Origin of the sequence: Microbacterium sp. SYP-A9085 (assembly GCF_009649635.1) — a bacterium.
Taxonomy (GTDB): Bacteria; Actinomycetota; Actinomycetes; order Actinomycetales; family Microbacteriaceae; genus Microbacterium.
Window position 1 is genome coordinate 515,565 of record NZ_WJII01000002.1, and the last position, 25,072, is coordinate 540,636.

A 25,072-nucleotide genomic window follows, 5' to 3' on the forward strand; every position below is an offset into this window, starting at 1 on the left:
TCCGGTGCGGACGGACGCCCGGGGCGCCGCCGGCATCCCGGATCAGTGGAAGAAGTGGCGCTCGCCGGTGAAGAACATCGTGATGCCGCGCTCGCGGGCCAGGTCCACGGTCTCCTCGTCGCGCACGGAGCCGCCCGGCTGCACGATGGCCGTGACCCCCGCGTTCATGAGGATCTCCGGGCCGTCCGAGAACGGGAAATAGGCGTCGGATGCCGCGACCGCGCCGGTCACGCGGCCCCCGGCCCGCTCCACCGCGAGCTTGCACGAGTCGACGCGGTTCACCTGGCCCATGCCGATGCCGACCGTCGCGGAGTCCTTCGCGAGCACAATCGCGTTGGACTTCACGGCGCGGCACGACTTCCACGCGAAGATGAGGTTCTGCATCTGCTCAGCGGATGTCGGGCGCTCGCCGGACACGAGCTCCCAGTTCGCCGCGACCGACGCGAAGTCGTCGTCGGGGAACCGGTCGGCGTCCTGCAGCAGCAAGCCGCCGGAGACCAGGCGCACATCCATCCGCTCCTGCTGCCAGTCGGCGGGCAGGCGCAGGATGCGCAGGTTCTTCTTCAGCGAGAACAGCTCGAGCGCCTCCGGCTCGAAGTCGGGGGCGACGATCACCTCCGTGAAGATGTCCCGTAGGTTCTCCGCCATTTTCAGGGTGACCGTCCGGTTCGCGGCTATCACGCCGCCGAACGCGGACAGCGGGTCGCACTCGTGCGCGCGCAGATGAGCGCTCGCGATCGGGTCCAGCGCGTTCGGGGCGGCCACCGCAATCCCGCACGGGTTCGCGTGCTTGATGATCGCCACGGCCGGCAGCACCATGTCGAACGCCGTGCGCAGCGCGGCATCCGCGTCCACGTAGTTGTTGTACGACATCGGCTTGCCCTGCAGCAGGTCGGCCTGCGCGATGCCGTGCCCGCCGACGCGGGAATAGATCGCCGCCCGCTGGTGTGCGTTCTCCCCGTAGCGCAGCGGCGCGATCCGCTCGGCCTTGATCGTCAGGTGCTGGGGCAGGTCGACGCCGTCCGCGAGCGTCTCCTCGGAGAACCAGGTGGCCACGGCCCGGTCGTACGCGGCGGTGTGCGCGAACGCGCGTGCCGCGAGCTGCTTGCGCTGGGTGAGCGTGGTCCCGCCGCCGCCGACCGCCTCGATCAGGGCCGGGTACGACTCCGGCGAAACGACGACCGCGACGTTCGCGTAGTTCTTCGCCGCCGCGCGCACCATCGCCGGTCCGCCGATGTCGATCTGCTCCACGACGTCGTCGGCGGCCGCGCCCGAGCGCACCGTCTCCACGAACGGGTACAGGTTCGCCACGACGAGCTCGAACGGCAGGATGCCGAACTCGGCGAGCTGGTCCTCGTGGGCCTGCAGCCGCAGGTCGGCCAGCAGCCCGCCGTGCACGTACGGATGCAGCGTCTTGACGCGCCCGTCGAGCATCTCGGGCACCCCGGTGACGGCGGAGACGTCCGTGACGGCGAACCCGGCATCCCGGATCGTGGCGGCCGTCGACCCGGTCGACACGATCTCCACGCCCGCCGCGGCCAGGGCCGCGGCCAGCGGCACGAGGTCGGTCTTGTCGCTGACCGAGACCAGGGCGCGCCTGATCGGCACGACGTCGCGCTCGCGGTAGAGGGAGGGATCGTGTCGGGGGCCGGCCATGTGTTCTCCTGATTTTTCTCGGATGCTGTCAGCGGATGCGCGGGACGGATGTCGCGGCGAGGTCGAGGTCCCCGGTGGCGACACGTCGCACCACGTCGATGAGCAGGCGCCGCTCGACGGGCTTGATGCGGTCGTGCAGGGTGTGCTCGTCGTCGCCGGGGAGCACGCTCACACGCTCCTGGGCGAGGATCGGACCGCTGTCGACTCCGTCGTCGACGACGATGACGCTGGCTCCGGTCAGCGTGACGCCGGCCGTCAGCGCGTCGCGCACGCCGTGGGCTCCGGGGAATTCCGGGAGGTACGCCGGGTGCGTGTTCACTATCCGCGGCGACCAGGCCGCGACCACGGATGCCGGCAGCAGCCGCATCAGGCCGCTGAGCACGACGAGATCGGGGTTCCACGCCCGCAGCTGCGCGTCGAGCTCCCGGCCCCACTCCTCCCGCGACGGATACGCCTCATACGGGACGGTGAACGTCGGGATGCCGAACGCCTCCGCGTGCTCGAGCCCGTCCGCCTCGCGATCGGCGCCGACGACGACGATCCGCGCGGGGTAGGCGGGGTCGGCGGCGGCGTCGAGCAGGGCCCGCAGATTGGAGCCGGTGCCCGAGATGAGGACCGCGACCGTGAGCACGCGCCCAGTCTACCCATCGGGTCGGCGCTGCCCTGACGCTGTGTCAGTCCCCGCGCTCGCGCAGGAATCCGGGATCGATCGGCTGCGTCTCGGTGGCGTCCGCGTCCGGCGGGGCGGCGCCCTGATGCGGCGCCGCCGGGGCCTCGCGCGGAAGGGAAGCGTCGCCGGTCCACCCGCGGTCGGGGTCCCACGCGGACGATGCGGCCCGGCCGGGCGCATCCGCCGCGACGCCGTGCCGGGGCCGGTCGGCGACGTCCGGGCCGAGCAGCAGCACGGCCGCGCCGATGAGCACTTCGACGCCGACGGCGAGCGCGACCGCCCCCGGCTGCGGCCCCACGTGGGCGAGGCGTCCCGGGCCGATCGAGCCGGACGCGAGCCACGCCATCAGGGCCGCGCCGCCGCCGGTCACCGCCGCGACGCCGACCGCCAGCACGACGCGCAGACCGTACTCGGGGGCGGTCGTCAGGGCCCGGACCCGGTCCCGCAGCACCCAGCCGGCGACGCCGCCGGCCGCGATCGGCAGCAGCACGACGCCGAGCAGGAGCGGCGACACCGACTCGGGCAGTCCCCCGAGGATCGGGATGCCGGGGACGATGCCCAGTTGCGTGCCGGCGGGAGACACCGCGGTGTCCAGGCCGACCGCGAACCCGGGGCCGGCCAGGAACGACACCGCCCACACCACGAGCGTGGGCAGGAAGGCGAGCTGTGCGAGCGAGACGACGATAACGCCCGCGGCATCCAGGTTTCCCGCCTGATACAGGGCGACGACCTCGTCGCCGCGCGCCAGCAGCGCCACCGTGATGGCGAGGGCCCCCGCACCGCACAGGGCGGTCAGCGCCGCCGCGGCCCCGCGCAGGACGAGCGCGGGAGCCTCCGGCCACATCCCCGGCAGATCCAGGAGGAGCGCGCGCAGCCGCACCGCGCGGCCGGCCGCGTCCCGCCAGGACACCGCGATGGCGGCCGCGGCGGCAGGGATCGCGAACACCGCCACCGGCAGCAGCACCGCCTGCCACAGCGCGGTGACCGCTATCGGCGTCCGCGCGGTGGCGGCGACGATCACGGCGACGGCCGCGAACACGACGGTGCCGGCGATGACGCCGACGGTGCCGCGGCCGCTGCGGCCGGCGCGGGCGCCGGAGCGGGCGGCGAACAGCGCCGTGAGACCGGCGAGGGCCAGCGGTGCCAGCGACAGAGTGAAGGATGCCGCACCCTCCGGGATCCCGGCGGCCGCCAGGTACTCCACGGGCAGGTGCAGGACGACCGGGACGAGGTGGCCGAGCTGCCAGATGGCGGCGGTGGCCGGCCACAGGCCGACCCAGTGCGGGGAGCTCATGCCCGCCACCCACAGCAGGGTCAGCGGCGCGAGGACGACGACGAGTCCGACGGCGGCGGTGACGGCGGCGTCGAACGCGGCGAGGACGGCGACGAGGACTCGGTGCATGGGCGTCCTCGACACTACCCAGCTGCTCGGAATCCGGCGCGCCGGGCGCGCCCGGACGACGGAATGGAAGCCATTGCTGAAAGAATGCTGTGCAAGCGCCGAGTTGACGCTAGGTTTCTCTCGGAGGTTCCCCCGATATGAGCACAGCCCCTGCCCCCGTGACCACGGCCGAAAGTCCCCGCGAACCGAAGAACGGCTTCGACCGGTTCTTCGAGATCACCGCGCGCGGATCCACCCTCGGCACCGAGATCCGCGGTGGTCTTGTCACATTCGTGACGATGGCCTACATCGTCATCCTGAACCCGATCATCCTCGGCGGGACCAAGGACGTCGCCGGCGCGGTGCTGCAGAATCAGCAGCTGGCCGCCGTCACCGCGCTCACCGCCGGTGTCATGACGATCCTGTTCGGCCTGGTCGCCCGCCTGCCGTTCGCGTTCGCCGCGGGCCTGGGCATCAACTCGTTCCTGGCGGTGAGCGTCGTCGGACAGCTCACATGGGCCGAGGCGATGGGGCTCGTGGTCATCAACGGCCTCATCATCGTGCTGCTGTCGGCCACCGGGCTGCGTCGCATGATCATGGACGCCATCCCGATGGAGCTGAAGATCGCCATCACCGTCGGCATCGGCATGTTCATCGCGTTCATCGGCCTCGTCGACGCCGGCCTGGTCACCGCGAGCGGGGTCCCCTCGCCGCCGGTCGGACTGGGCGTCGGCGGCTCGATCGCCACGGTGCCGGTGCTGCTGTTCGTGCTGACCCTGCTGCTGGCCGGCATCCTGATGGCCCGCAAGGTCAAGGCGGCGCTGCTGATAGCGCTCGTGTCCGGCACCATCGTCGCGATGATCGTCGAGGCCATTTGGCACCTCGGCAGCCGCGTGAACAACCCCGGTGGGTGGGGGATGTCGGTGCCCACCCTTCCCTCGCAGTGGTTCAGCATCCCGGACCTCGGCCTGATCGGCCAGGTCGACCTGGTCTCCAGCTGGGGCCGGATCGGCGTGATCGCCTGCGTCATGCTGGTGTTCACGCTGGTGTTCACGAACTTCTTCGACGCAATGGGCACGATGACGGGCCTCGCCGAGGAGGCCGGCCTGTCCGACAAGAAGGGCGACTTCCCGCGCCTCAAGTCCGCGCTGATCATCGAAGGCGTCGGCGCCGTGGTCGGCGGCGGCACATCCGGGTCGTCGAACACCGTCTTCGTGGAGTCGGCATCCGGCATCGGCGAGGGGGCGCGCACCGGGCTCGCGAACCTCGTGACCGGTGTGCTGTTCCTGCTGGCCATGTTCATCACGCCGCTGACCTCGATAGTGCCCAGCGAGATCGCCGCAGCGGCGCTGGTGATCGTGGGTGCGCTGATGATGGCGCAGATCCGGCGCATCAACCTCACCGAGATGTCGGTGCTGGTGCCGGTGTTCGTGACGGTCGCGATCATGCCGTTCACGTACTCGATCGCCAACGGCATCGGTGCCGGCTTCATCGCGTGGGCAGTGGTGCGCAGCCTGTCGGGCAAGGCCCGGCAGATAAGCCCGCTGCTGTGGATCGTGGCCGCCGGATTCGTGATCTACTTCGCGCGCGGCCCGCTCGAGGCCCTGCTCGGCGGCTGATGGTTCGCTCGCACCGCCGTCGTCGTCATCCGTGACGGCGGCGGCGGTGTAGCGTCGGCGCATGACCGGACCGACGCCGTACCTGCTCTTGCCCGGAACCGCGCACGCGGCGCTCACGTTCTACCAAGGGGTGTTCGGCGGCGAGATCACCATCGCCACGTACGCGCAGGCCGGCCGCGACGACGGGCCCCGGGATGCCGTTGCCCACGGGACCCTGACCGGACCGGTGGAGCTTTTCGCGGCGGACGCGGCGCCCGGCGAGGAGCCGATGAACATCCGCGGCGCAATGTTCGCCCTGCTCGGCACCGCCGACGCGGGCACGCTGGAGGCCTGGTTCTCGGCTCTCGCCGAGGGCGGGAGGGTCGTCGATCCCCTGCAGGCCCGGCCGTGGGGCGACCACGACGGTCAAGTCGCCGATCGCTTCGGTGTCACGTGGCTTATCGGCTACGCCGGGTGAGTCATCCCTCGCGCGGGTCGAGCGCGAACACCGCGATGACCCGGTCGGTCTTCTTCTGGTACTCGGCGTAGTCCGGCCACGCCTCGACCGCCCGCGCCCACCACGCGTCGCGTTCGGCGCCGCTGAGCTCACGCGCGGTGTAGTCGCGCTTGACCGCGCCGTCCTGCAGCTCGACGTGGGGGTGCTTGCGCATGTTCGATGCCCACTTCGGCTCGGCCGGAGCCCCACCCTTCGAGGCGACGACCGCGTACCGGCCGTCATGCTCGACACGCATCAGCGCGGTCTTGCGCAGCGCACCGGTCCGCGCCCCGACGGTGGTCAGCACGATGATGGGCTTGCCGCGCATGGTGTTCGCCTCGGCGCCGCCGCTCGACTCGAATTTCTCGGCCTGCGTGCGCGCCCAGTCCGCGGTGCTCGGTCTGTATTCTCCGGTCAGAGGCATGTCTCTACGCTAACGCCGCCCGCGGGGACCGGTGGCCGCGCGGCATCCCGGGTCCTGAGACCTGCCGTCCCGGGATGCCGCGTCCCGCGGGCCGCGGGCAGTGCCGGATGCCGCACGACGCCGCGTCACAGCGTGAGCTTCTCCCCCGCGGTCGGCACGCGCAGGCGCCCGGCCAGCCCGGCGAGCCCGAACTCGCGCACGAGCCGCTCACGGGTCTCGCTGAAGTGATGCCATCCCTCGGCGTGCAGAGGGACGATCACGGCATCGCCGAGCACCCGCGCCGCGTCGACGGCCGTGCGCGCGTTCAGCGTCATGTCCTCGTCGCCGAACCGTCCGACGTTGGCGGCGCCCGCGAACAGCAGCGCGATGTCGAGCGGCCCGACCCGGTCGACGATCTGCTGGACGATCTCGACGGCGGCGTTGTCGCCCGAGACGTACACGGTCGGCGCGTCCGGCGCGCGCAGCAGGAACCCGGTCACCGCGCCGGACATCGGTTCGCAGCCGACGGGCCCGTGCCGTGCCGGCAGACCCGTGATCTCGACATCCCCGACGGTGTGCGTCTGCCATGCCGCGAGCCCGGTGACGCCATCGATCCGCGCCGCCGCGTCGAGTGTCGAGAGCACGGTCCCCACGCGGGGCAGATACGCGCGGCCGGCGGCGTCGAGGTTATCGGGATGCTGGTCGTGCGAGAGCAGCACGACGTCGACGTCGCCGATCTCGTCGGGACCCAGCGCCGGCCCGGTGAGCTTGTGCAGCCCCACGCCGCCGCCGGGATAATCGCCGGGCGGGTCGAACGTCGGGTCGGTGAGCAGCCGCACGCCGGCGTAGTCGATGACGGTCGTGGGACCGCCGATGAGGGTGACCGTGGTGGGGAATCGTGTCATGTCCTCATCGTGCCGCATCGCCGGGGCCACAAACGCGGATGCCGCAGCCTCCCGCGGTGCGGGGCTGCGGCATCCGTCTGTGAGACCTAGAGCGCCGTGATGATCTCGCGCATCAGGGCGGCCGTCTCGCTGGGCGTCTTGCCGACCTTGACGCCGGCGGCCTCGAGGGCCTCCTTCTTGGCCTGCGCGGTGCCGGCCGAGCCGGACACGATGGCGCCGGCGTGGCCCATCGTCTTGCCTTCGGGAGCCGTGAAGCCGGCGACGTAGCCGACGACCGGCTTCGTGACATGGGCCTTGATGAACTCGGCCGCACGCTCCTCGGCGTCGCCGCCGATCTCGCCGATCATCACGATGGCCTTCGTCTCGGGGTCGGCCTCGAACGCGGCAAGCGCGTCGATGTGCGTGGTGCCGATCACCGGGTCGCCGCCGATGCCGATCGCCGTCGAGAAGCCGAGGTCGCGCAGCTCGAACATCATCTGGTACGTCAGCGTGCCCGACTTCGAGACCAGGCCGATCGACCCCTTGCCGGTGATGTTCGCGGGGGTGATGCCCACGAGCGCCTCGCCGGGGGTGATGATCCCGGGGCAGTTCGGCCCGATGATGCGGGTCTTGTTGCCCTTGCTCTGCGCGTACGCCCACGCCTCGGCGGTGTCGCCGACCGGCACGCCTTCGGTGATGACCACGAGCAGCGGGATCTCGGTGTCGATGGCCTCGACCATCGCGTCCTTCGTGAACGCCGGCGGCACGAACGCTATCGACACGTCCGCGCCGGTCTTCTCGATGGCCTCGGCCACGGAGGCGAACACCGGCAGCTCGACCGGGTTGCCGTCGCGGTCGACATGCGACACCGTGGTACCGGCCTTGCGGGCGTTCACGCCGCCGACGACGTTCGTCCCGGCCTTGAGCATGAGCGCGGTGTGCTTGGTGCCCTCACCGCCGGTGATGCCCTGCACGATGACCTTGGAGTCCTTGTTGAGGTAGATCGACATTTCTCTCGTCCTTGTCTGGTCGTCAGGGTCAGGCGTTCGCCAGCTCGGCCGCCTTGTCGGCGCCCTCATCCATGCCGGCAGCCAGGGTCACCAGCGGGTGGTTCGCGGCGGCGAGGACCGCGCGGCCCTGCTCGACCTGGTTGCCGTCGAGCCGGACCACGAGCGGCTTGGTGGCGGCATCCCCGAGGATCTCGAGGGCCTTCACGATGCCCTCCGCGACGGCCACGCAGGACGTGATGCCGCCGAACACGTTCACGAACACGCTCTTGACCTGCGCGTCGCCGAGGATGACATCCAGCCCCGCGGCCATCACGGTGGCGGAGGCGCCGCCGCCGATGTCGAGGAAGTTCGCCGGTTTCACGCCGCCGTGCTTCTCGCCGGCATACGCGACGACGTCCAGCGTCGACATGACAAGGCCCGCGCCATTGCCGATGATGCCGACCTGGCCGTCGAGCTTGACGTAGTTCAGGTTGTGCTGCTTGGCCTTGGCCTCGAGCGGGTCGGCGGCCGACCGGTCCTCGAGCCCCTCATGCGCGGGATGCCGGAACGCGGCGTTGTCGTCGAGGGACACCTTGCCGTCGAGGGCGATGATGTCGCCCTCCTCGGTCTGCACGAGCGGGTTCACTTCGACGAGGGTCGCGTCCTCGCCCTTGTACACATTGAAGAGCTTGACGAAGACGTCGGCGACCTTGGGCGCCAGCTCGTCGTCGAAGCGCGCGGCCTTGGCGATCTCGAGCGCCGTGGCGTGGTCGATGCCGGTGAGCGGGTCGACCTCGACGCGAGCGAGCGCCTCCGGCTTCTCGACGGCGAGCTGCTCGATCTCCATGCCGCCCTCGACGCTCGCCAGGGAGAGGTAGGAGCGGTTGGCGCGGTCCAGCAGCACGGAGAAGTAGAACTCCTTCGCGATCCGGGCGCCGCCGGCGACCATGACGCGCTTGACGATGTGGCCCTTGATGTCCAGGCCGAGGATGGCCTTGGCGGCCTCGTACGCCTCGTCGGGGGTCTTCGCGACCTTGACACCGCCGGCCTTGCCACGGCCGCCGGTCTTGACCTGCGCCTTGACCACGACGACCCCGCCGAGCTTCTCGGCGGCGGCCCTCACTTCCTCGGGTGTGTCCGCGACGATACCGGGGAGCACCGGCACCTCATACTGTTCGAACAAGTCTCGTGCCTGGTACTCGTAGAGATCCACGTGCAATCCTTCGTTGGGACGAATGCGGGGTGGCGAGGCGAAAACGTCTCGATGTCGAGATAAATCGACCAATCCCCCAGCCTACTACCCGAGACTGGGAGCACATGGCGCAAGGCATCCGTGGGCGCCGCCGCGACCCATGCCGCGACCGGCGGCATCCCGCGGGTACGCTCGGTGGGATGAGCACCACTTCGCCCGCCCCGCACACCGCGGTGATGGCGGCGGCGCTGGACCTGTTCGACCGTCAGGGGTTCGAGGCCACCTCGGTGGAGCAGATAGCGCAGGCGGCGGGGGTGTCGCGGTCGACGTTCTTCCGTCAGTTCGGCGGCAAGGACGACGTCGTGTTCGCCGACCACGAGCTGCTGCTGGACATGCTGCGGGGCGAGCTCGCCAAGCCGCACGACGATCCGTGGGTGGCGGTGCGGGATGCCTCGCTGAAGGTGTTCCGCCATTTCGCGTCGGATCCCGAGCTGGCGCGGCGCCGGTACGCGGTCGTGCGGCAGGTCCCGGCTCTGCGCGAACGGGAGATCGTGACGGTGTTCCGGTACGAGCGACTGTTCGACGAGTATCTGCGTCAGGCGCTGCCCGGTCTGGATCCGCTGGACGCGGTGAGCTTCGCCGCGACCGTCACCGCGATCCACAATCACGTGCTGCGCCGGCTGATCCGCGGCTCGAAGCACGTCCCGGTCTCCGTGCTGCGCGACGCGCTGAACAACGCGATGCGCAGGTTCGGGGTGCTGGATGAGGATGCCGCCCCCGGCGACGACGACATAGTGATCGCGGTGTTCCCGCGCCGCACGCCCGCGGCCGAGGTCGCGCGGCGCCTGCAGCGCACCCTCCCCCGCACCCCCTGACTCGCGAGACATCCCCCAAATCCGCGAGACATCCCCCAAATCCCCGAGATTCGACCTCTGGTTCGGGGATGCCTCGGCAAGTTCGGGGATGCCTCGCGGAGTTCGGGGCTGCCTCGCGAAGTTCGGGGCTGCCTCGCGGAGCTGGGGCGGAACGGGGGCGGGGTCGACGGGAGAGGGGAGAGCCGGGAGGATGGACGCATGCCGCATGAGATCCCCGCGCCGATGCTCGCCAAAGCCGTCCCGTCCGTGCCCGCGCCGGACAGCGTGCCGGGCGGGCTCAGCTACGAGCCCAAGTGGGACGGGTTCCGCGGCCTGGTCTCGTGGGACGGCGCGACCGTCGAGATCGGCAGCCGCGGCGCAAAGCCGCTCACCCGCTACTTCCCCGAGCTCGTCGAGGCCTTCTCCCGCCTGCTCCCCGAGCCGTGCCTGCTCGACGGCGAGATAGCGGTGCCCACGGGCGAGCCGGGCCATCGTCGGTTGGACTGGGAGGCGCTCACGCAGCGCATCCACCCCGCCGCTTCGCGTGTCGCGCGACTGGCGGACGAGACTCCGGCGATGTTCGTCGCGTTCGATCTGCTCGCCCGCGGCGACCGCGACCTGCAGACCGAGCCGTTCGCCGTCCGACGCGCGGAACTGGAGGACCTGATCGGTGGCCTGCCGCATCCCCTGCACCTCACCCGGACGACCCGGGATGCCGACCTCGCCCGCCGCTGGCTCGATGAGTTCGAGGGCGCGGGCCTCGACGGCGTCGTGGCCAAGCCCTTGGCCCAGCCGTACGCCCCGAACAAGCGCACGATGTTCAAGATCAAGCACGCCCGCACCGCGGACGTCGTCGCGCTCGGTTACCGCGTGCACAAATCCGGCAGCGGCGTCGGCTCGCTGCTGCTCGGCCTGTACACCGCCACGGGGCAGCTGCACAACGTCGGCGCGGTCTCGGCGTTCAGCAACGCCCGGCGCGAACAGCTCGTCGACGAACTCGCCCCGCTGGTGGAGAAGGATGCCAACGGCCAGGCGGTGACCGGCGCGACTGACAAGTCCCGGTTCAGCGCCGACAAGGATGTCTCGTTCGTCCGGCTGCGCCCCGAGCGCGTGCTCGAGGTGCGGTACGACCAACTCGAGGGCGCGCGGTTCCGCCACACCGTTCAGTTCGAGCGGTGGCGCCCCGACCGCGACCCGGGATCGTGCAGGTTCGATCAGCTGGAGGTCGTGTCGGCGTTCGACGTCGACAACGTGCTGGCCTGACTCCTCTCAGTCCTCGGTCTTGCGGGCACGACTTGGCTGCACCCGCGGCGGCTCCCCCGGCATCTTCGGAAACTCGGGCGGGAACGGCAGCTCACCGAGCCCGTCGGCGACGTCGCGCTCCCACCACTGCAGCAGCGTGTCGATGCGCCCCGGCTTCATCGCGAACTCGGCCCAAGGATCGCCCACCTCAGCGAGGCGCCGCGGCATGGTCCGCACGGTGAATGAGGAGGGATCGACGGATGCCAGTTCCTCCCACGTCACGGGCGTCGACACCGTCGCGCCGGGAAGCGCCCGCGGACTGTACGCGCCCGCCATCGTGCGGTCACGGTTGGCCTGATTGAAGTCCACGAAGATGCGCCGCCCGCGCTCCTCTTTCCACCAGTCCACCGTCACCTGGTCCGGCATCCGCCGTGCGAGCTCGCGGCCCGCGGCGATCACCGCGTGACGGACGTCGAGGAACTCGTGGCGCGGCTCGATCGGGCAGAACACGTGCAGGCCGCGGCTGCCGCTGGTCTTGATCCACGCGTCCAGCCCGCCCTCGGCGAGCACATCACGCAGCGCCGGCGCGACGGCGACCGCGTCCGCGAAGTCGGTGCCCGGCTGCGGGTCGAGGTCGATGCGCAGCTCGACGGGGTTGTCGGTGTCGTCCGCAAGGGAGGCCCAGGGGTGGAACACGACGGTGTTCATCTGCGCCGCCCAGACGGCTGCCGCAATCTCGGTGATCACGAGCTGTGGATGTCGTCGCCCACTGTTGTACGTCACGGTGACAGCGTCGACGTAGTCCGGTGCGCCGCGGGGCGGGTTCTTCGAGAAGAAGCTCTCCCCGTCCACGCCGTCGGGGTAACGCTGCAGCGACACGGGGCGAGCGCCGTTCGCGGCCAGGAAGGGCTCCGCCACGGCGATCAGGTACTCGGCGAGGTCACGCTTCGTGATCCCCTGCTCGGGCCAGAGCACGCGGCTCGGGTTCGACAGGCCGACCTCCCGGTCGCCGTGGGGGCCGGGGACGGTCAGCGTGATCCGCGCGGATGCCATCTGCTCAGGCTATCCGCCGCCACCGACGTCCCGGAAGGAACCCGGATGCCGCCGGCAGCCGGGTGTCAGGCCTTGTCGTCCTCGCGGGAGGGCGGTGCGTCGTCGTCCGCCCCGGAGTCGTCGTCCGCCGCGGACTCGTCATCGGCTCGGGTCTCCTCGTCGGCGGGCTGGGGGCCGTCCGGACCGATGGCATCTTCGACATCCTCCGAGTCGACGTCCTCCGCGTCCTGGGCGTCCTCGTCGTCGTCCGCTTCGACATCCTCGACGTCGTGCGCCTCGTCGACGTCGACGTCCTCGGCATCCGCCCCGTCTGCGGCCTGCTCATCGGCGGCCGGCTCCGGCAGGTCCATCACGGGCGTGAGCTCGTCGCGGTCCAGCCGGATCCACGGGCCCGCCGGGTCTACGACGATGCCGGCGATCTCCGTATCGCTGCGCAGGGCCGAGCCGAGCTGCGCCGCGGAGAACGCGACGGGCTGGTCGCCGCGCCCGAGCGCCACGACCTCGAGGGGGTGCGAGAAGATGGGGAGGATCCGCTCGCCGGCGTCGGTGCGCGACTCGGCGACGCCCCACTCATCCTCCTCGGAGGCACGGTTCACGGCGATCCACAGCGGGGCGTGGGTGAGAGCCTGCGCGACGATGGCCGCAGTCTCGTCGGTGCGCGGTCCGGTTACGAGGCGCTTCAGCGTCAGCTCGGCATCCATCTCCGCGAACATGCGCTCGAACAGGGCGCGCGGCAGGACCACCGAGGCGGGCGCCGAGGCGTGGTCGATGATCACGCCGGCGAACCCGCCCTGCAACACGTACTGCAGCACGGCCGGCGCAGCCTGCCCCATCGCGGATGTCTCGGTGTCGCCGTCGGCGTTGACCGCGGTCGCGAGCGCCTCGCCGCAGCTGTACACCATCACGAAGTTGCCCTCATCGCGGGTGGCGATCGCGAGCGGAATCTCGGCGCCGGAGTTCATCAGCTCCTGCGCATTGCCCTTGACCCGCAGGTAGACGTTGCCCTGCAGAAGCTGGCGAGCGACGTTCAGGACCTCGTGGCCCTCCGGCTCGGTGCCCAGGGCGGCCAGCGCCGCGCGCAGCACCACGTTGTCCGGCAGGCCGGGAATCGTCTCGGTGGGAGCGGGCGCCTCACCGGTCAGCGTGGGCGCGGGTGCCGCCGCGGCGGTCTCGGCGCCGAACCCCCCATACGAGGTCGTCGAGATGCCGACGTCGGGCACCGTCTCGGCCGGTGCGGCGGCCTCGGCGGCCGTCCGGTCTTCGGGCTCGTCGGGCGCCGCGGGCGCGGTGTCGGCGTCGGTGGTCGGCGTCGTTGCCTCGTCCCCTGCGTCGTTCGCCTTCGAGCCGCGTGAGAAAAGTGCCATTCCGCAACCCTAACCCGGCGCGCGATTCACAGCTTCTCGATAGGCGCGATCTTGATGAGAAGCTTCTTCGCGCCGGCCGTGTCGAACCTGACGTGCGCGACCCGTTTCGCCCCCTCGCCGGTGACGAGGTCGACGATGCCCTCGCCGAAATCCTCGTGACGGATGCGGTCGCCCCCGGCCAGCTCCATGTCGCCGTTGTCGCGGACGCGCGCCGGGATGCGATTGGGGAACCGCTCCATCGCGGTGGATGTCGGCTTCAGCGGCGGCGGATCGTCGTGGCGCCGTCCGCCCCAGCTCCCGGGCCGCCGTGCGTTCAGCGCACGGGACTGCATTCCGCCGCGGGAATTGACATCCCCCGGCGACTGCCGCCAGTCCACGAGCTCGGCGGGGACCTCCTGCAGGAACCGGCTGGGCATCGCCACGGTCACCTCGCCGAACTGGGCGCGGGTCATCGCCAGCGTGAGGTACAGCCGCGTGCGGGCCCGGGTGACGCCCACGTAGAACAGGCGACGCTCCTCGGCCGGCCCGCCGGGCTCACCGGCGGAGATCCGGTGCGGGATCAGGTCCTCTTCGACGCCGGTGATGAACACGGTGTCGTACTCGAGCCCCTTCGCCGTGTGCAGAGTCATCAGCGAGACCGTGCCGGACGCGTCGTCGAGGTCGTCCGCGTCGGAGACGAGGGCGACCTCGGTGAGGAAGTCGAGGATCGTGCCCTCCGGATTGTTCCGCGCGAACTCGCGGGCGACGGCCACGAGCTCGTCGAGGTTCTCCAGCCGCGCCTCGTCCTGCGGGTCGCGGCTCATCTGCAGGGCGTCGCGATAGCCGCTCTGGCCGAGCAGGAGCGACAGCCCATCGGCGACGGCCGTGGGTGGGGCGATCTCACCGGATGAGGGGAGCATGATCTCGGATGCCTCGGCCAGCGCGGCGTCCAGCCGGCCGATCGCGGCCTGCAGCTTCGGCCCGACGCCCAGCGCGGACGCGTTCGCGAGAGCGTCGCGGAACGTGATGCCCTCGTCGGCGGCGTACCGGGCGATCGTCTCGACGGTGACGTCGCCGATGCCCCGCCGGGGCTTGTTGATGATCCGGCGCAGGGCCATCTCGTCTGCGGGGTTGGCGACCGCGGTCAGGTAGGCGAGGGCGTCCTTGATCTCGGCGCGCTCGTAGAACCGGGTGCCGCCCATGATCTTGTACGGGATGGCAGCGCGGATGAAGATCTCCTCCAGCGCCCGCGACTGCGAGTTCGTCCGGTAGAAGACGGCCATCTGGGCGTACCCGATGCTGCCGCGGCGCAGCGTCTCGATCTCGTCGGCGACGAACTGCGCCTCGTCGTGCTGGGAGTATCCGGTGTAGCCGACGATCTTCTCGCCCGCGCCGACATCCGTCCACAGCCGCTTGTCCTTGCGGTCGAAGTTGTGGCTGATGACGGCGTTCGCGGCGGACAGGATGTTCTGGGTCGAGCGGTAGTTCTGCTCGAGCAGTACGACCTTGGCGCCGGGATAGTCACGCTCGAATTCGGTGATGTTGCGGATGTCGGCACCGCGGAACGCGTAGATCGACTGGTCCGAGTCGCCCACGACGGTCAGCGACGCGGCCTCCACCTCGGGCGCCTGGTCCGGCTCGAAGATCATCATGCCGCCGGCGGCATACGGCTCGGCGGCCCGTCCGGTGACGGGGCGGGTGAGCTCCCGGATCAGCGCGTACTGGGCGTGGTTCGTGTCCTGGTACTCGTCGACGAGGATGTGCCGGAACCGGCGCCGGTACAGGTCAGCGACATGCGGGAAGGCGCGGAAAAGGTACACCGTCTGCGCGATGAGGTCGTCGAAGTCGAATGCGTTCGCCTTCTGCAGGGCCCGCTGGTAGTCCCCGAACACCTCGACGAACTTGCGTTCGGCGGGATCGGACATGTTCGCCTGCCGCGCGTACGACTCCGCGTCGGAGAGTTCGTTCTTCAGCTTCGAGATGCGGCTCTGCACGGCGGCGGGCGTCAGCCCGAAGGCGTCCGCCTCGTGCTCCTTCACGAGCCGCTTGACCAGCGCCCGCGAGTCTCCGGAGTCGTAGATCGTGAACGCCTTCGTGAACCCGAACTGCTCGGCCTCGCGGCGCAGGATCCGCACGCACGCGGAGTGGAATGTGGAGATCCACATGCCCTGCGCGTGCTGCCCCACCAGCTGCGCGACGCGCTCCCGCATCTCACCGGCGGCCTTGTTCGTGAACGTGATCGCCAGGATCTGGCTCGGCCAGGCCTCCTTGTTGCGCAGCAGCGAGGCGACCCGGTGCGTGAGCACCCGCGTCTTGCCGGACCCGGCGCCCGCGACGATCAGCAGCGCCGGCCCCCGGTACACGACGGCTTCCCGCTGTTGCGGGTTGAGCCCTTCGAGGAGGTCCTCGTCGGGTCGGCCGCCCGCGCGGGGACCGGAATCCCCGCCGACGATGAGGGGCGAGAGTGCGTCGGTCATGGCTCTTAGAGTCTAGGCGCGGCTGCCGACACCGTTCCCGGCCCGGGATGCCGGCCCCGATGTCCGCGGCTGCCGCTACGGTTGCCGCATGGATGCACGTCTGACCTTCATCACGCTCGCGGTTGCCGACATCGCCGCGACCCGTCGCTTCTATGTGGACGGCCTGGGATGGGAGCCCGCGTTGGAAGCGAACGGCGAGGTGATCTTCTTCCGTGTCGCACCGACCGTGATGCTGTCGCTGTGGAGCCGTGCCGGCTTCGAAGCCGAGGTGGGGCCGCTGGGTGCCGACACCGGTATTCCGCCGATCACGCTCTCCCACAACATGCCGGATGCCGCGGGCGTGGACGCCGTCCTCGCGGACGCTGCGGCGGCCGGCGCCGAGATGGTGCGGCCCGCGCAGCAGCGCGAGTGGGGCGGCTACTCCGGGTACTTCGCCGACCCGGATGGATTCCGATGGGAGGTGGCGTACAACCCGCAGCCGTTGGGACGAGAGCTCATGGAGGCGGCCGGACTCGCGTGACCGAACCGGATCAGGAAGCCACGGGCCGGCGCACGGCATCCCGTCGCACGGTCAGCAGCGCACCCGCCGCGAGCACCACGACGCCCGCCGCGGCCACCCACCACACGGTGGCGTCCGGGATGTCTAGTTGCAGCGTGACCGCGACGATGCGCTCGAGTCCCCACGGCAGGAGCCCTGCGCGATCGTCCCAGACCGTGAGGGTTCGCTCGATGCCCACGACGGCAACCAGTAGCGCGGGCACCGCGACCGCCGCACCCACCCCGCACAGGACCGCGCCGATGCCGCGACGGGCGCCCAGCTGCGCGAACAGGGACCAGCCGGCGACCACGAACAGCCACAGGAACAGGGCGAACGCGACCGTCACGTAGGCGCCGCGGGCGACGGACATCTCCCAGAACGCGTACCAGTACCCGCCCGGACCGGCGACCGACAGCGCGATGAGCGTGAGCAGACAGCGCAGCACGACGGCGCCGCCGACGGCGGCGATCACCGGCCACGGCGAGCGCTCGCGGACGACGATGCGCAGCACGAGGGCGAACACGGTCCAGGCGCCGATCACGACGACAAGGCGCAGCCAGCCCGTGAACGAGCTCTGCACCGCGCGGGTGGCGATCAGCAGCGCCACCGGCACCGCGAACAGCAGCCAGCGGTCCAGCGACAGCATCCCGAGCGTCGACTCCCGCGCCCGCCAGGGGCGTGTCGCGGCCAGCCACGACGCGCGCGCGGCGGCGGCGCCGGGCCGGCGGACGAGGCTCGTGCGGGCGGCGGCGAACCCGATCGCGAGCCACGCCACCGCGAGCACGAGCAGGATCCGCGCGAACCATGCCATGAGCTGGTCGTCGGGCGTGATGGCGCCGGGATCAGCGCCCAGCGCCTGCGTGTCGACGGCGTTCGCGACCACCATGGCGACGCCCGCGGCCAGCGCCAGGAGGAGTACGAGGATCGCGACAGCGAGGATGCCTCGCCTGTCCGCCGTCGCCATGGATAGATCCTACCGATGGGCGCGGGTCGCCCCGAACGCCCGATCGCGCCGCCCGCACGCGACGCCGTGAAGGGCGACCGGTATCACCGGCCGCCCCCCACGTGTCGCGCTCAGCGCATCTCGAGCAGGATCGCCTCGCCGGCGCCCGCCTTGTTGTCCGGCACCACGATCATCGTGCCCAGCGGCTTGAGCGTCCGGAACGCGGCCGGATCGACCGTCACGCCGAAGCTGGCCGTGCCGCCCACGGGGACGACGCCGAACTGGCCGTTTTCGACGCCCGGCGCCGCCGGGTCGTACGATGCCGTGCCGCCGAACTCGGTGAACACCGTGCTGTCGGTGATCGAGAAGGCGCCCACCGTGTAGTCGAACGCCCCCGACGCCTGCAGCGAGCTGGCGAACACCGGGATCACCATCGTGCTGCTGTCGGTCGGCGCCTGCGGCAGGAAGTTCGTCGCGAACAGCGCGCCCGTCGCGTTGTTCAGGACGAACACCCGATCGATCCCGTCGACGGAACCGGTGGTCACGAGGCCGTTGTCGGCGACGATCACGGTCCGGTCGGTCGTGCCGTCGTGGTCGAAGTCGAGAGGGATCTCGACGTCGATCGAGGCGGGGTTCGACCAGCGGGAGTGCATGCTGACGGCGAAAACGTACAGGGCGTTCGACCCGGTGCCGAACGACTGCACGCCGGCGGCTCGCAGGTCGAGGCCGGGATCGGCCGCACCCTTCTTCATCGACGAGGCCCGGCTCAGGCCCCACGTGTAGAAGTCGGCCGAGGCATCCAGCGCCCCGCCCTTGTTCTGCAGCGCGACCTGGTAGGTGCCGCCCTTGGTGCCGGCGTCCTTCACGAACCAGCGACCGGTCGAGGTGGACGTCACGTTCGAGTCGGCGCGCGGGACCAGCAGATACGGCACGCGCAGTGTCGAGCTCGGCGCCGTGAACACGACGTCGCCGGAGATCTCGTAGAACGCGTCATCCGCCAGCGACGAGCCGATGGTGCGCGCGCCGGCGGTGAGGTTCACCGTCACCGACACCGTCTTGCCCGGCTGGACGGTGACCCGCGACGGCGACACCGTGACGGTGGCATCCTCGGACGCCCCGGTGGCGGCCGTCCTGACCTGGTAGGTCGTCGCGGTGGTGCCGTGGTTCGTCAGCTGGATCGCGCGGCTTTCCCGCAGCATCCCGGTCGAGCTGTCGAAGCCGAAGCTCACCGTCGGCTGCGTGACCTTCCCGCTCGGGGTGCGCCCGGTATCGCTGGATGCCGTGACCGTGCCGGCCACGGCGGCCGCGGCATCGATGAGCCCGACGCCGCCGCGGGTGTTGTCCTGCCCGATCACCTTGGTCGGGTTGGCCGTGACCTGCAGCAGCGAGGCGACATCCACTGCGGACCAGCCCGGGTGGGCCTGGACCGTCAGCGCGGCGACGCCGGCCACATGCGGGGACGCCATCGACGTGCCCGACAGCACCGCGCTGCCGGAGCCCGTGCCGACCCCGGCCGACGCGATGGACACGCCGGGAGCGGCGACGTCCGGGGCGATAGCGCTATCACCGGACCGCGGGCCGCTCGACGAGAAGTCGGCGTAGTGGCGGAACGACGGGTTCTGGATGGCCTGCGGCGTGATCGTCGCCTGCGTGCCCGCGGCGGCGGTCAACGTGGGGCCGTCCGCCATCGAGACGCCGAGGAACGGGATCGTCACGGTGAATGGAGTGCCGTCGTCGGGGTTCTCGGTGATGGTGCCCTCGAACGGCGGCAGCGCGTTCGTGTTGTTGACCATCAGCGCGGCCGATGCTCCCGCCTGCTGCGCGAAGATCGCCTTCGCGACGCGCGCGCAGGTGCCGCGCTGCGAGACGGCAAGCTGGCCGCCTCCGGCGACCACGCCGGCCTTCGTGTACGCGGCGACCGAGCAGCCCAGGGCCTCATTCTCGGGGGTGGCCGGGTCGTCCTTGAGGACGACGACGGTCATCGGCGGCAGGTTGGACAGGTCGGCGCCGTTCGCGTTGATAGCGGTGAGCGTCTTGCCGCCGACCGCGATGGCGGCGCCGGGGAACGAGGGCGTGCTGTCGACGGCCGCGACCGTGATCACGCCGTCGCCGACACCGGGCGAACCGGTGAGATAGGGGCTCGGGCCGGAGTTGCCGGAGGATGTCACGACGACGACACCGGCGGCGACGGCGTTCGACGCGGCCTGGGCGTCGGGGTCGTCGGCGCGGCCGAACGACGAGCCGAGCGACATGTTGATGACGTTCATGCCGTGGTCGACGGCCCAGTCGATCGCCGGGACGACGACGTTCGTGCTGCCGTTGCAGCCGAACACCCGGACGGCGTAGAGGTCGGCCTTCGGGGCGACGCCGGGTCCGACCTTGAACGAGCGGGACGGTGTCGACGCGTCGTAGGGGCCGGTGTACGTCGACCCGTCGGCGTTCACGCCGCTGCCGGCGGCGGTGCCGGCGACGTGGCTGCCATGCCCGTTGCAGTCCAGCGGGTTGGGGTCGGGCTTGGGCACCGATGCCGGGTCGTCGGCATCGTAGGCGTCGCCGACGAGGTCGGTGCCGCCCTTGACGCGCGCGGCGGCCGGGCCGAACAGGGCCGGATCCGCGGGCTGCGCCTCGGCGGCGTGGGCCGCGTCGTACGCGGCCACGGTGCCAGGGCCGCCGAAGTCGGCATGCGTGTAGTCGATACCGGTGTCGATGACGGCGACCTTGACACCGGCGCCGGTGTAGCCGGTGTCCTGCCAGACGGCGGGGATGCCCAGGAACGGCACCGACACGGTGTTGTCGAGCGTGTGCGTAGTCGCCGGGTAAACCTGCTGGACCCCGGGCAGCGCCGCGACGGCATCGATCTGATTGGCGGGGATGTTGATCTGCAGGCCGTTGTACGCGGACTGCATCTGCGATTCGATCTTGCCGCCCTTCGCGCGGATGGCACCCGTGATGCCGTCCTGCGCGGACTTCAGCTGCTTCTTTATCGCGTTGCGCTCGGCACCGGTGAGCTTGCGCCCCTTCTGTGCCTGCACGACGGCGACCGGGTCGCCGGTCATCTGGACGATGACGCTGACGTGTCGCGCCGGGTTCGCGCTCTTGGCGACGAACGAGGATGAGACGCGGCCGGTTCCGGCTGTCATCGTCTCGAACCGCGCCGCGGGGTCGGGGTTCGTGTCACCGTTGGTCGCGGCGGTGGCCGCGGTCGCCGGCAGCGTCAGCGCAAGAGCGCCGACCAGGACGAGCATTCGCTTGTCCCAGGTCCATCTGTTCATGGATTCCCGCCTTCTCTTCGTTGAGCGTGTGCCCGGAGTCGGCCCCGTTCTGCAGGACTGAAGGGCACCCGAGGGAACGCTAAGAGATGGCTGAACCCCGGTCAATGGACAAAGCCCTACATGAGAGGCGTCTCACGCGCGGGATGCCGCGGACTGCCTCGGGATGTCATCCGACGTCATCCCGGTTCACGGGGCGTCACCGCGGTCGGCGTTGTCGGACATGCCGCCTACGGTGGACCAATCGCGACGGTCCGGGTGGTCCCGGGCGCCGGTTCATACCCGGTCGTGCAGCGGGTTCGACTCCCGCCGTCGCGTCGACTTTCGCGGGGTCGACTGGGAGCCGTTTCGGAAGGTGTCCTTCTCGCCGCCGCCGGCGTATCGTCTGCTCATCATGACGGACGCGCTGTGGGGCTTCATCGGTGTCATCGTGGGCGCAGTTCTCGCCGGCGCCATCGAACTGTTGCGAGATCGGACCGCGAAGAAGCAAAGAGATACGGAACGAGCACGGGATCTGCGGGCTGAGGGCGTGCGCGCAGCTCTTGGTAGCTGCCCGCCGGCTGCGCTACGCGGCGCGCGCCGACGCCACGATCGATCCCGGTCGCATCGATGAGGACAAGACCGACCTCTCGACGGCGAGGTACATGATCGCATTGCTGGGCCCCGAGAGCGTGGCGCAAGCCGCGAACACCGTGCGTCGCAGCGTCTTGGATTATGTGAACGCCCGAGAGAAGCGCGGGCCGCACGGGACCTGTGAGACGGAAAGGCTGGCCGCTCGTGCCGCCGTCAAGGAGTTCATCCAGATAACCCGTCCCGAGTTCGCTTAGGGGCCCGCCTTCTCCACGGAGTGGACGCGATTCTGCACGACCGTGCCGGTTTCCGCGGGATCGCGACCACTCTGCGCCACAGCCGCTCGAGGAGTGGACGGGATTCCCCGCGCGGAGCCCGCAATGCGCGAAATTGCGACCACTCCGCGAGCGCGAGCACGTTACGCCCCCAGCGAATAGCCCCGCGTCCGCCCCGCCCGCCGCGCCAGGATCGAGGCATGCCCATCGACGGAGTCGGCGTCACGGCGGTCGCCGTCGCGGCGGCGCGCGCGCTGGAATCCACCCGCGCGGACCCGCTCGTCGAGGACCCCTGGGCGTTGCACCTCGTGCGCGCGTCGCAGACGCCCGTGCCGTTCCCCGAGACGTGGCCGGCGGATGCCGCCGTGTCCCCCATCGACGAGTCGATGCTGCTGGGCGCCACCTACATCGCCCTGCGCACGCGCTTCATCGACGACGAACTCCGCCGCGCGGCGCTGCCGCAGGTCGTCATCCTCGGCAGCGGCCTGGACACCCGCTCCTGGCGCCTGGACTGGTTGGACGGCACCGCCGTGTTCGAACTGGACTCGCCGCAGGTCGTCGCGTTCGTCGACACGACGATGGCGGCCGCCGGCGCCACTGCGCGATGCCGTCGCGTGCCGATCGGCGTCGACGTCACCGGGCCGTGGGCGGCGCGCGCCGTGGCCGCCGGCTTCCGCCCGGACCGACCCACGCACTGGGTGCTCGAAGGGCTCCTCCCCTACCTCGCGTCGCACGATCAGCGCGCGCTGCTGCAGGACGTCATCGACCTTTCGGCACCCGGCTCCCGCGCGGTGATCGAGCGCGCACCCCAGCTGATGGACACCCCCGAGACGCGCGAACGGCTGCGCACGTTCGCGCTGACCACCGGCATCCCGATGGACGAGCTGCTCGCCCGCACCGATCCCCCCGACCCGGCCGCGGTGCTCGCGGAGGCGGGCTGGGATGTCACGCCCGTGCCGGTGTCCAACCTCGAGGCCCGCTATGCGCGGCCCCTCCAGATCGGACGGGATGCCGCGGCCGTGCCACCGCCGCAGCGCGGCGGGTTCGTCACCGCCCGCCGACCCGGCTGACCGCGGCCCGTCGTCGCGGCTGACCGTCATCAGGCACGCGGCATCGTGGCGGTTTCCCGCTGTTCACCCCGCTGTGGAAACATGCAGGCATGGACAGTGCCGTTCGTGACGAACTTCGGATGCTGCGCGCCCGCGCCTACGGGCCCTCCCCCGACATCGAGGGCGATCCCACCGCTTTGCATCGCCTGCACGCGCTCGAAGCGGAGGAGCGGGCCGCGCAGGCCGCCGAAGTTGTCACCGCCGGCCCACACGAGACGCCCGCCGCGGCCCCCGGGATGCCGCCCGCACAACCCCCGCTGCCGCCGCTGACCGCCATGGCCGCCTCTCGCCTCGCCGCCGCCCGCCTCACCGCCCCCGTCGTTGTCGCCGCAGGCGCACCGCCGGCATCCGCCGCCCCCGTCGTGGTCGCCGCAGGCAGACCACCGGCATCCGCCTCCCCCGTCCGGATGCCGCCGCGGCGCTGGTTCCTCTCCCGCGGCCTCGGGATGCTGTGGGTCGCCTCGCTCGTCGCGGTCGCGGCGGTCGCCACCGGCACGACGTTCGCGGCCGGCTGGATCGCGCCGATCGCGGTGCACGTCGAGTCCCGGCAGATAGCGACGCTCACCCCCGAGCCCGGCTTCATCTGGCCGGACCAGTTGTTCGGTTCCGCGCAGTCCGGCGCGCTCGGCTTCTCGTTCCGCGGCGTGACGATCATGCGCGCCCCGCGCGGCATGGTGAGCTTCGGCGTGGATGCGCCGTGCCTTATCGCCGTGGCCACCGCGCAGCTCCAGGACGAGGGCGCCGGGATCGACGGGCCCATCTACTCGGGCTGCGGAGCGGGATCCTTCCCCGCGACGCTGCAGTTCCTGATCGACCCGAGCTCGCCCGCAGAGCTGCGCAGCACCCTGCCGGTCGGCAGCGCCGTCCAGTTCGTGCTCGACGGCGACCGGCTCGGCGTCTTCTCCGACGCCCGCTGATCCGGGATGCCGCGCCCGGCCCGCCGGATGCGGCGCCCCGCCGCCGCGCCGCCGCGCCCGCCGCGCCTGGCGAAAACCACCCGGCCGGTCAGCGGAAGACGCGGATGCCGAGGTCCGGATGGTCGACGAACACGCCGTCGACGCCGGCATCCCGCAGCATCCCCCACTCCCCCGCGTAGTCGCCGAACGCGGCCTCGCCGCCACCGCGGCGGAACGCCCGCGTCAAGAACGCATTCTCGGGCCGGCACGTCCAGGTGAACACGCGCAGCCCGCGGGCATGCGCGTCATCGACGATCGCCGACGGTCCCCGCCGGTCGGCCAGCAGCATCCGCTTGTCGACGCTGATTCCGTCGACAGCCCCCGCGAGCGCGGCCAATCCCTCCACGGACGCGAACCACGCGAACTCGGGCGCATCGGCGCCCCGCGCGTGGACGAGGTCGAAAGGGGCACCGGATGCCTCCAGCAGAAGAATGTACTGCGCGACCACGCCGCGCTCGCGCACGGCCGACAGCACCGTGGGCTCGAAGGACTCGACCACGAGCGGCCGGGCGCCGTCGGCCCAGCCTGCCGCCCGCAGCTCGTCGGCGACGATGGCGGCGACATCCCACCCCAGCGCGGTGAAGTACGTGGCGTGCTTCACCTCGAGGACCACCCCGCGGTCCGCGGCGGCGGCGAGGTCCAGCACGTCGCGCAGGCGCAGCATCGGCTCCTGGCCGTCGAAATGCGCACTGCCGGCTCGCAGGTCGGGGATGCGCTCACGGCAGCGCAGGGTCGTCAGCTCGTCCCACGTGAAGTCCTCGGTGAACCATCCGGTCACCCGCTGACCGTCGATCGTCGCGGTGCGCCGGCGGTCCGCGAACTCGGGACGGGAGGCGACATCCGTGGTATCGGAGATCTCGTTCTCGTGCCGGACCACGATCGTGCCGTCCTTCGCCAGGACGATGTCGGGCTCGACGGCATCCACCCCCGAGTCCAGCGCGAGCCGGTACGAGCTGCGCGTGTGCTCGGGGCGGTAGCCGGGCGCGCCGCGGTGGCCGATCACGAGGACGGGTTCGTCGCGCACGCCGCCAGAGTACCCACGGCGGAAGCGCCCGGTCGGACGGCGGGCCGGATCGGCCCGTTCAAAGGCGAATCACAGCGCCGCACCGCGCACCGGCGCACCGTCGCCGGTATCGTGGAGGCACAGCACCGTGCTGTGACCTTCGACTTCTGG

General features: G+C 71.1%; 21 protein-coding genes and 1 tRNA gene. 9 read left to right on the forward strand and 13 right to left on the reverse strand.

Going from position 1 to position 25,072, the window contains the following annotated elements; translation table 11 throughout:
- Positions 1-42: 42 nt before the first annotated feature.
- From purH to GH740_RS07095, 3 genes are read right to left on the reverse strand one after another with little or no spacing between them, the layout of a single operon-like run.
- Positions 43-1,656 carry a bifunctional phosphoribosylaminoimidazolecarboxamide formyltransferase/IMP cyclohydrolase gene (gene purH, locus GH740_RS07085; protein ID WP_153745362.1) on the reverse strand — a complete coding sequence of 538 codons (1,614 nt, stop codon included), beginning with the start codon at positions 1,654-1,656 and terminating at the stop codon, positions 43-45.
- Between the two features lie 28 nt (positions 1,657-1,684).
- Entirely contained in the window at positions 1,685-2,287 is a 603-nt protein-coding gene (gene purN, locus GH740_RS07090) for a phosphoribosylglycinamide formyltransferase (protein WP_367640961.1), read from the reverse strand.
- Between the two features lie 43 nt (positions 2,288-2,330).
- Positions 2,331-3,728: a DUF6350 family protein gene (locus GH740_RS07095; RefSeq protein WP_216644919.1), complete on the reverse strand. Its 1,398-nt coding sequence runs from the start codon at positions 3,726-3,728 to the stop codon at positions 2,331-2,333.
- A 137-nt stretch (positions 3,729-3,865) separates the two neighbouring features.
- On the opposite strand from GH740_RS07095, the gene GH740_RS07100 reads away from it, so the two are divergent.
- Together GH740_RS07100 and GH740_RS07105 are read left to right on the forward strand one after the other, a co-directional pair.
- On the forward strand, positions 3,866-5,326 hold the full coding sequence (locus tag GH740_RS07100) for an NCS2 family permease (RefSeq protein ID WP_153745363.1): 1,461 nt from the start codon (positions 3,866-3,868) through the stop codon (positions 5,324-5,326).
- A gap of 61 nt (positions 5,327-5,387) precedes the next feature.
- Positions 5,388-5,783: a VOC family protein gene (locus GH740_RS07105; RefSeq protein ID WP_153745364.1), complete on the forward strand. Its 396-nt coding sequence runs from the start codon at positions 5,388-5,390 to the stop codon at positions 5,781-5,783.
- A 1-nt stretch (position 5,784) separates the two neighbouring features.
- Here GH740_RS07105 and GH740_RS07110 read toward each other — a convergent pair whose 3' ends face one another.
- The 4 genes from GH740_RS07110 to sucC form a co-directional block, all read right to left on the reverse strand.
- Positions 5,785-6,225: a nitroreductase family deazaflavin-dependent oxidoreductase gene (locus GH740_RS07110; protein WP_153745365.1), complete on the reverse strand. Its 441-nt coding sequence runs from the start codon at positions 6,223-6,225 to the stop codon at positions 5,785-5,787.
- A 125-nt stretch (positions 6,226-6,350) separates the two neighbouring features.
- Positions 6,351-7,109, reverse strand: a complete 759-nt coding sequence (locus tag GH740_RS07115; RefSeq protein ID WP_153745366.1) for an MBL fold metallo-hydrolase — start codon at positions 7,107-7,109, stop codon at positions 6,351-6,353.
- An 86-nt stretch (positions 7,110-7,195) separates the two neighbouring features.
- Positions 7,196-8,098, reverse strand: a complete 903-nt coding sequence (sucD, locus tag GH740_RS07120; protein ID WP_153745367.1) for a succinate--CoA ligase subunit alpha — start codon at positions 8,096-8,098, stop codon at positions 7,196-7,198.
- A gap of 28 nt (positions 8,099-8,126) precedes the next feature.
- Positions 8,127-9,290 carry an ADP-forming succinate--CoA ligase subunit beta gene (sucC, locus tag GH740_RS07125; RefSeq protein ID WP_367640965.1) on the reverse strand — a complete coding sequence of 388 codons (1,164 nt, stop codon included), beginning with the start codon at positions 9,288-9,290 and terminating at the stop codon, positions 8,127-8,129.
- A 179-nt stretch (positions 9,291-9,469) separates the two neighbouring features.
- Between sucC and GH740_RS07130 the strand changes: the two genes are divergently transcribed.
- A complete protein-coding gene (locus GH740_RS07130; RefSeq protein WP_153745369.1) occupies positions 9,470-10,144 on the forward strand; it encodes a TetR/AcrR family transcriptional regulator in 675 nt (224 codons plus the stop codon).
- A gap of 198 nt (positions 10,145-10,342) precedes the next feature.
- Entirely contained in the window at positions 10,343-11,386 is a 1,044-nt protein-coding gene (locus GH740_RS07135) for an ATP-dependent DNA ligase (RefSeq protein WP_153745370.1), read from the forward strand.
- A 6-nt stretch (positions 11,387-11,392) separates the two neighbouring features.
- On the opposite strand, the gene ligD is transcribed toward GH740_RS07135, so the two are convergent.
- The 3 genes from ligD to GH740_RS07150 form a co-directional block, all read right to left on the reverse strand.
- Entirely contained in the window at positions 11,393-12,418 is a 1,026-nt protein-coding gene (gene ligD / locus GH740_RS07140) for a non-homologous end-joining DNA ligase (protein ID WP_153745371.1), read from the reverse strand.
- A gap of 65 nt (positions 12,419-12,483) precedes the next feature.
- Positions 12,484-13,782 (reverse strand): SseB family protein, encoded by a 1,299-nt coding sequence (locus tag GH740_RS07145; RefSeq protein ID WP_153745372.1) that lies wholly within the window; start codon positions 13,780-13,782, stop codon positions 12,484-12,486.
- 26 nt (positions 13,783-13,808) lie between these two features.
- Entirely contained in the window at positions 13,809-16,238 is a 2,430-nt protein-coding gene (locus GH740_RS07150) for an ATP-dependent helicase (protein ID WP_153745373.1), read from the reverse strand.
- Between the two features lie 88 nt (positions 16,239-16,326).
- Between GH740_RS07150 and GH740_RS07155 the strand changes: the two genes are divergently transcribed.
- Positions 16,327-16,758: a VOC family protein gene (locus tag GH740_RS07155; protein ID WP_153745374.1), complete on the forward strand. Its 432-nt coding sequence runs from the start codon at positions 16,327-16,329 to the stop codon at positions 16,756-16,758.
- 10 nt (positions 16,759-16,768) lie between these two features.
- Here GH740_RS07155 and GH740_RS07160 read toward each other — a convergent pair whose 3' ends face one another.
- A complete protein-coding gene (locus tag GH740_RS07160; RefSeq protein ID WP_153745375.1) occupies positions 16,769-17,740 on the reverse strand; it encodes a hypothetical protein in 972 nt (323 codons plus the stop codon).
- Between the two features lie 110 nt (positions 17,741-17,850).
- Positions 17,851-20,991: a S8 family serine peptidase gene (locus tag GH740_RS07165; RefSeq protein WP_153745376.1), complete on the reverse strand. Its 3,141-nt coding sequence runs from the start codon at positions 20,989-20,991 to the stop codon at positions 17,851-17,853.
- 242 nt (positions 20,992-21,233) lie between these two features.
- Here GH740_RS07165 and GH740_RS07170 point away from each other — a divergent pair.
- The 4 genes from GH740_RS07170 to GH740_RS07185 all read left to right on the forward strand — a co-directional run bounded on the left by GH740_RS07170 (position 21,234) and on the right by GH740_RS07185 (position 23,859).
- A tRNA-Met gene (locus GH740_RS07170) sits at positions 21,234-21,306 on the forward strand.
- Positions 21,307-21,410: 104 nt separating this feature from the next.
- Complete coding sequence (locus GH740_RS07175; RefSeq protein ID WP_153745377.1) at positions 21,411-21,815, forward strand: hypothetical protein; 405 nt, start codon at positions 21,411-21,413, stop codon at positions 21,813-21,815.
- A 218-nt stretch (positions 21,816-22,033) separates the two neighbouring features.
- Positions 22,034-22,903 (forward strand): SAM-dependent methyltransferase, encoded by an 870-nt coding sequence (locus GH740_RS07180; protein ID WP_153745378.1) that lies wholly within the window; start codon positions 22,034-22,036, stop codon positions 22,901-22,903.
- A gap of 89 nt (positions 22,904-22,992) precedes the next feature.
- Positions 22,993-23,859, forward strand: a complete 867-nt coding sequence (locus GH740_RS07185) for a hypothetical protein (RefSeq protein WP_153745379.1) — start codon at positions 22,993-22,995, stop codon at positions 23,857-23,859.
- Between the two features lie 88 nt (positions 23,860-23,947).
- Here GH740_RS07185 and GH740_RS07190 read toward each other — a convergent pair whose 3' ends face one another.
- On the reverse strand, positions 23,948-24,922 hold the full coding sequence (locus GH740_RS07190) for a glycerophosphodiester phosphodiesterase family protein (RefSeq protein WP_367640971.1): 975 nt from the start codon (positions 24,920-24,922) through the stop codon (positions 23,948-23,950).
- Positions 24,923-25,072: the final 150 nt, after the last annotated feature.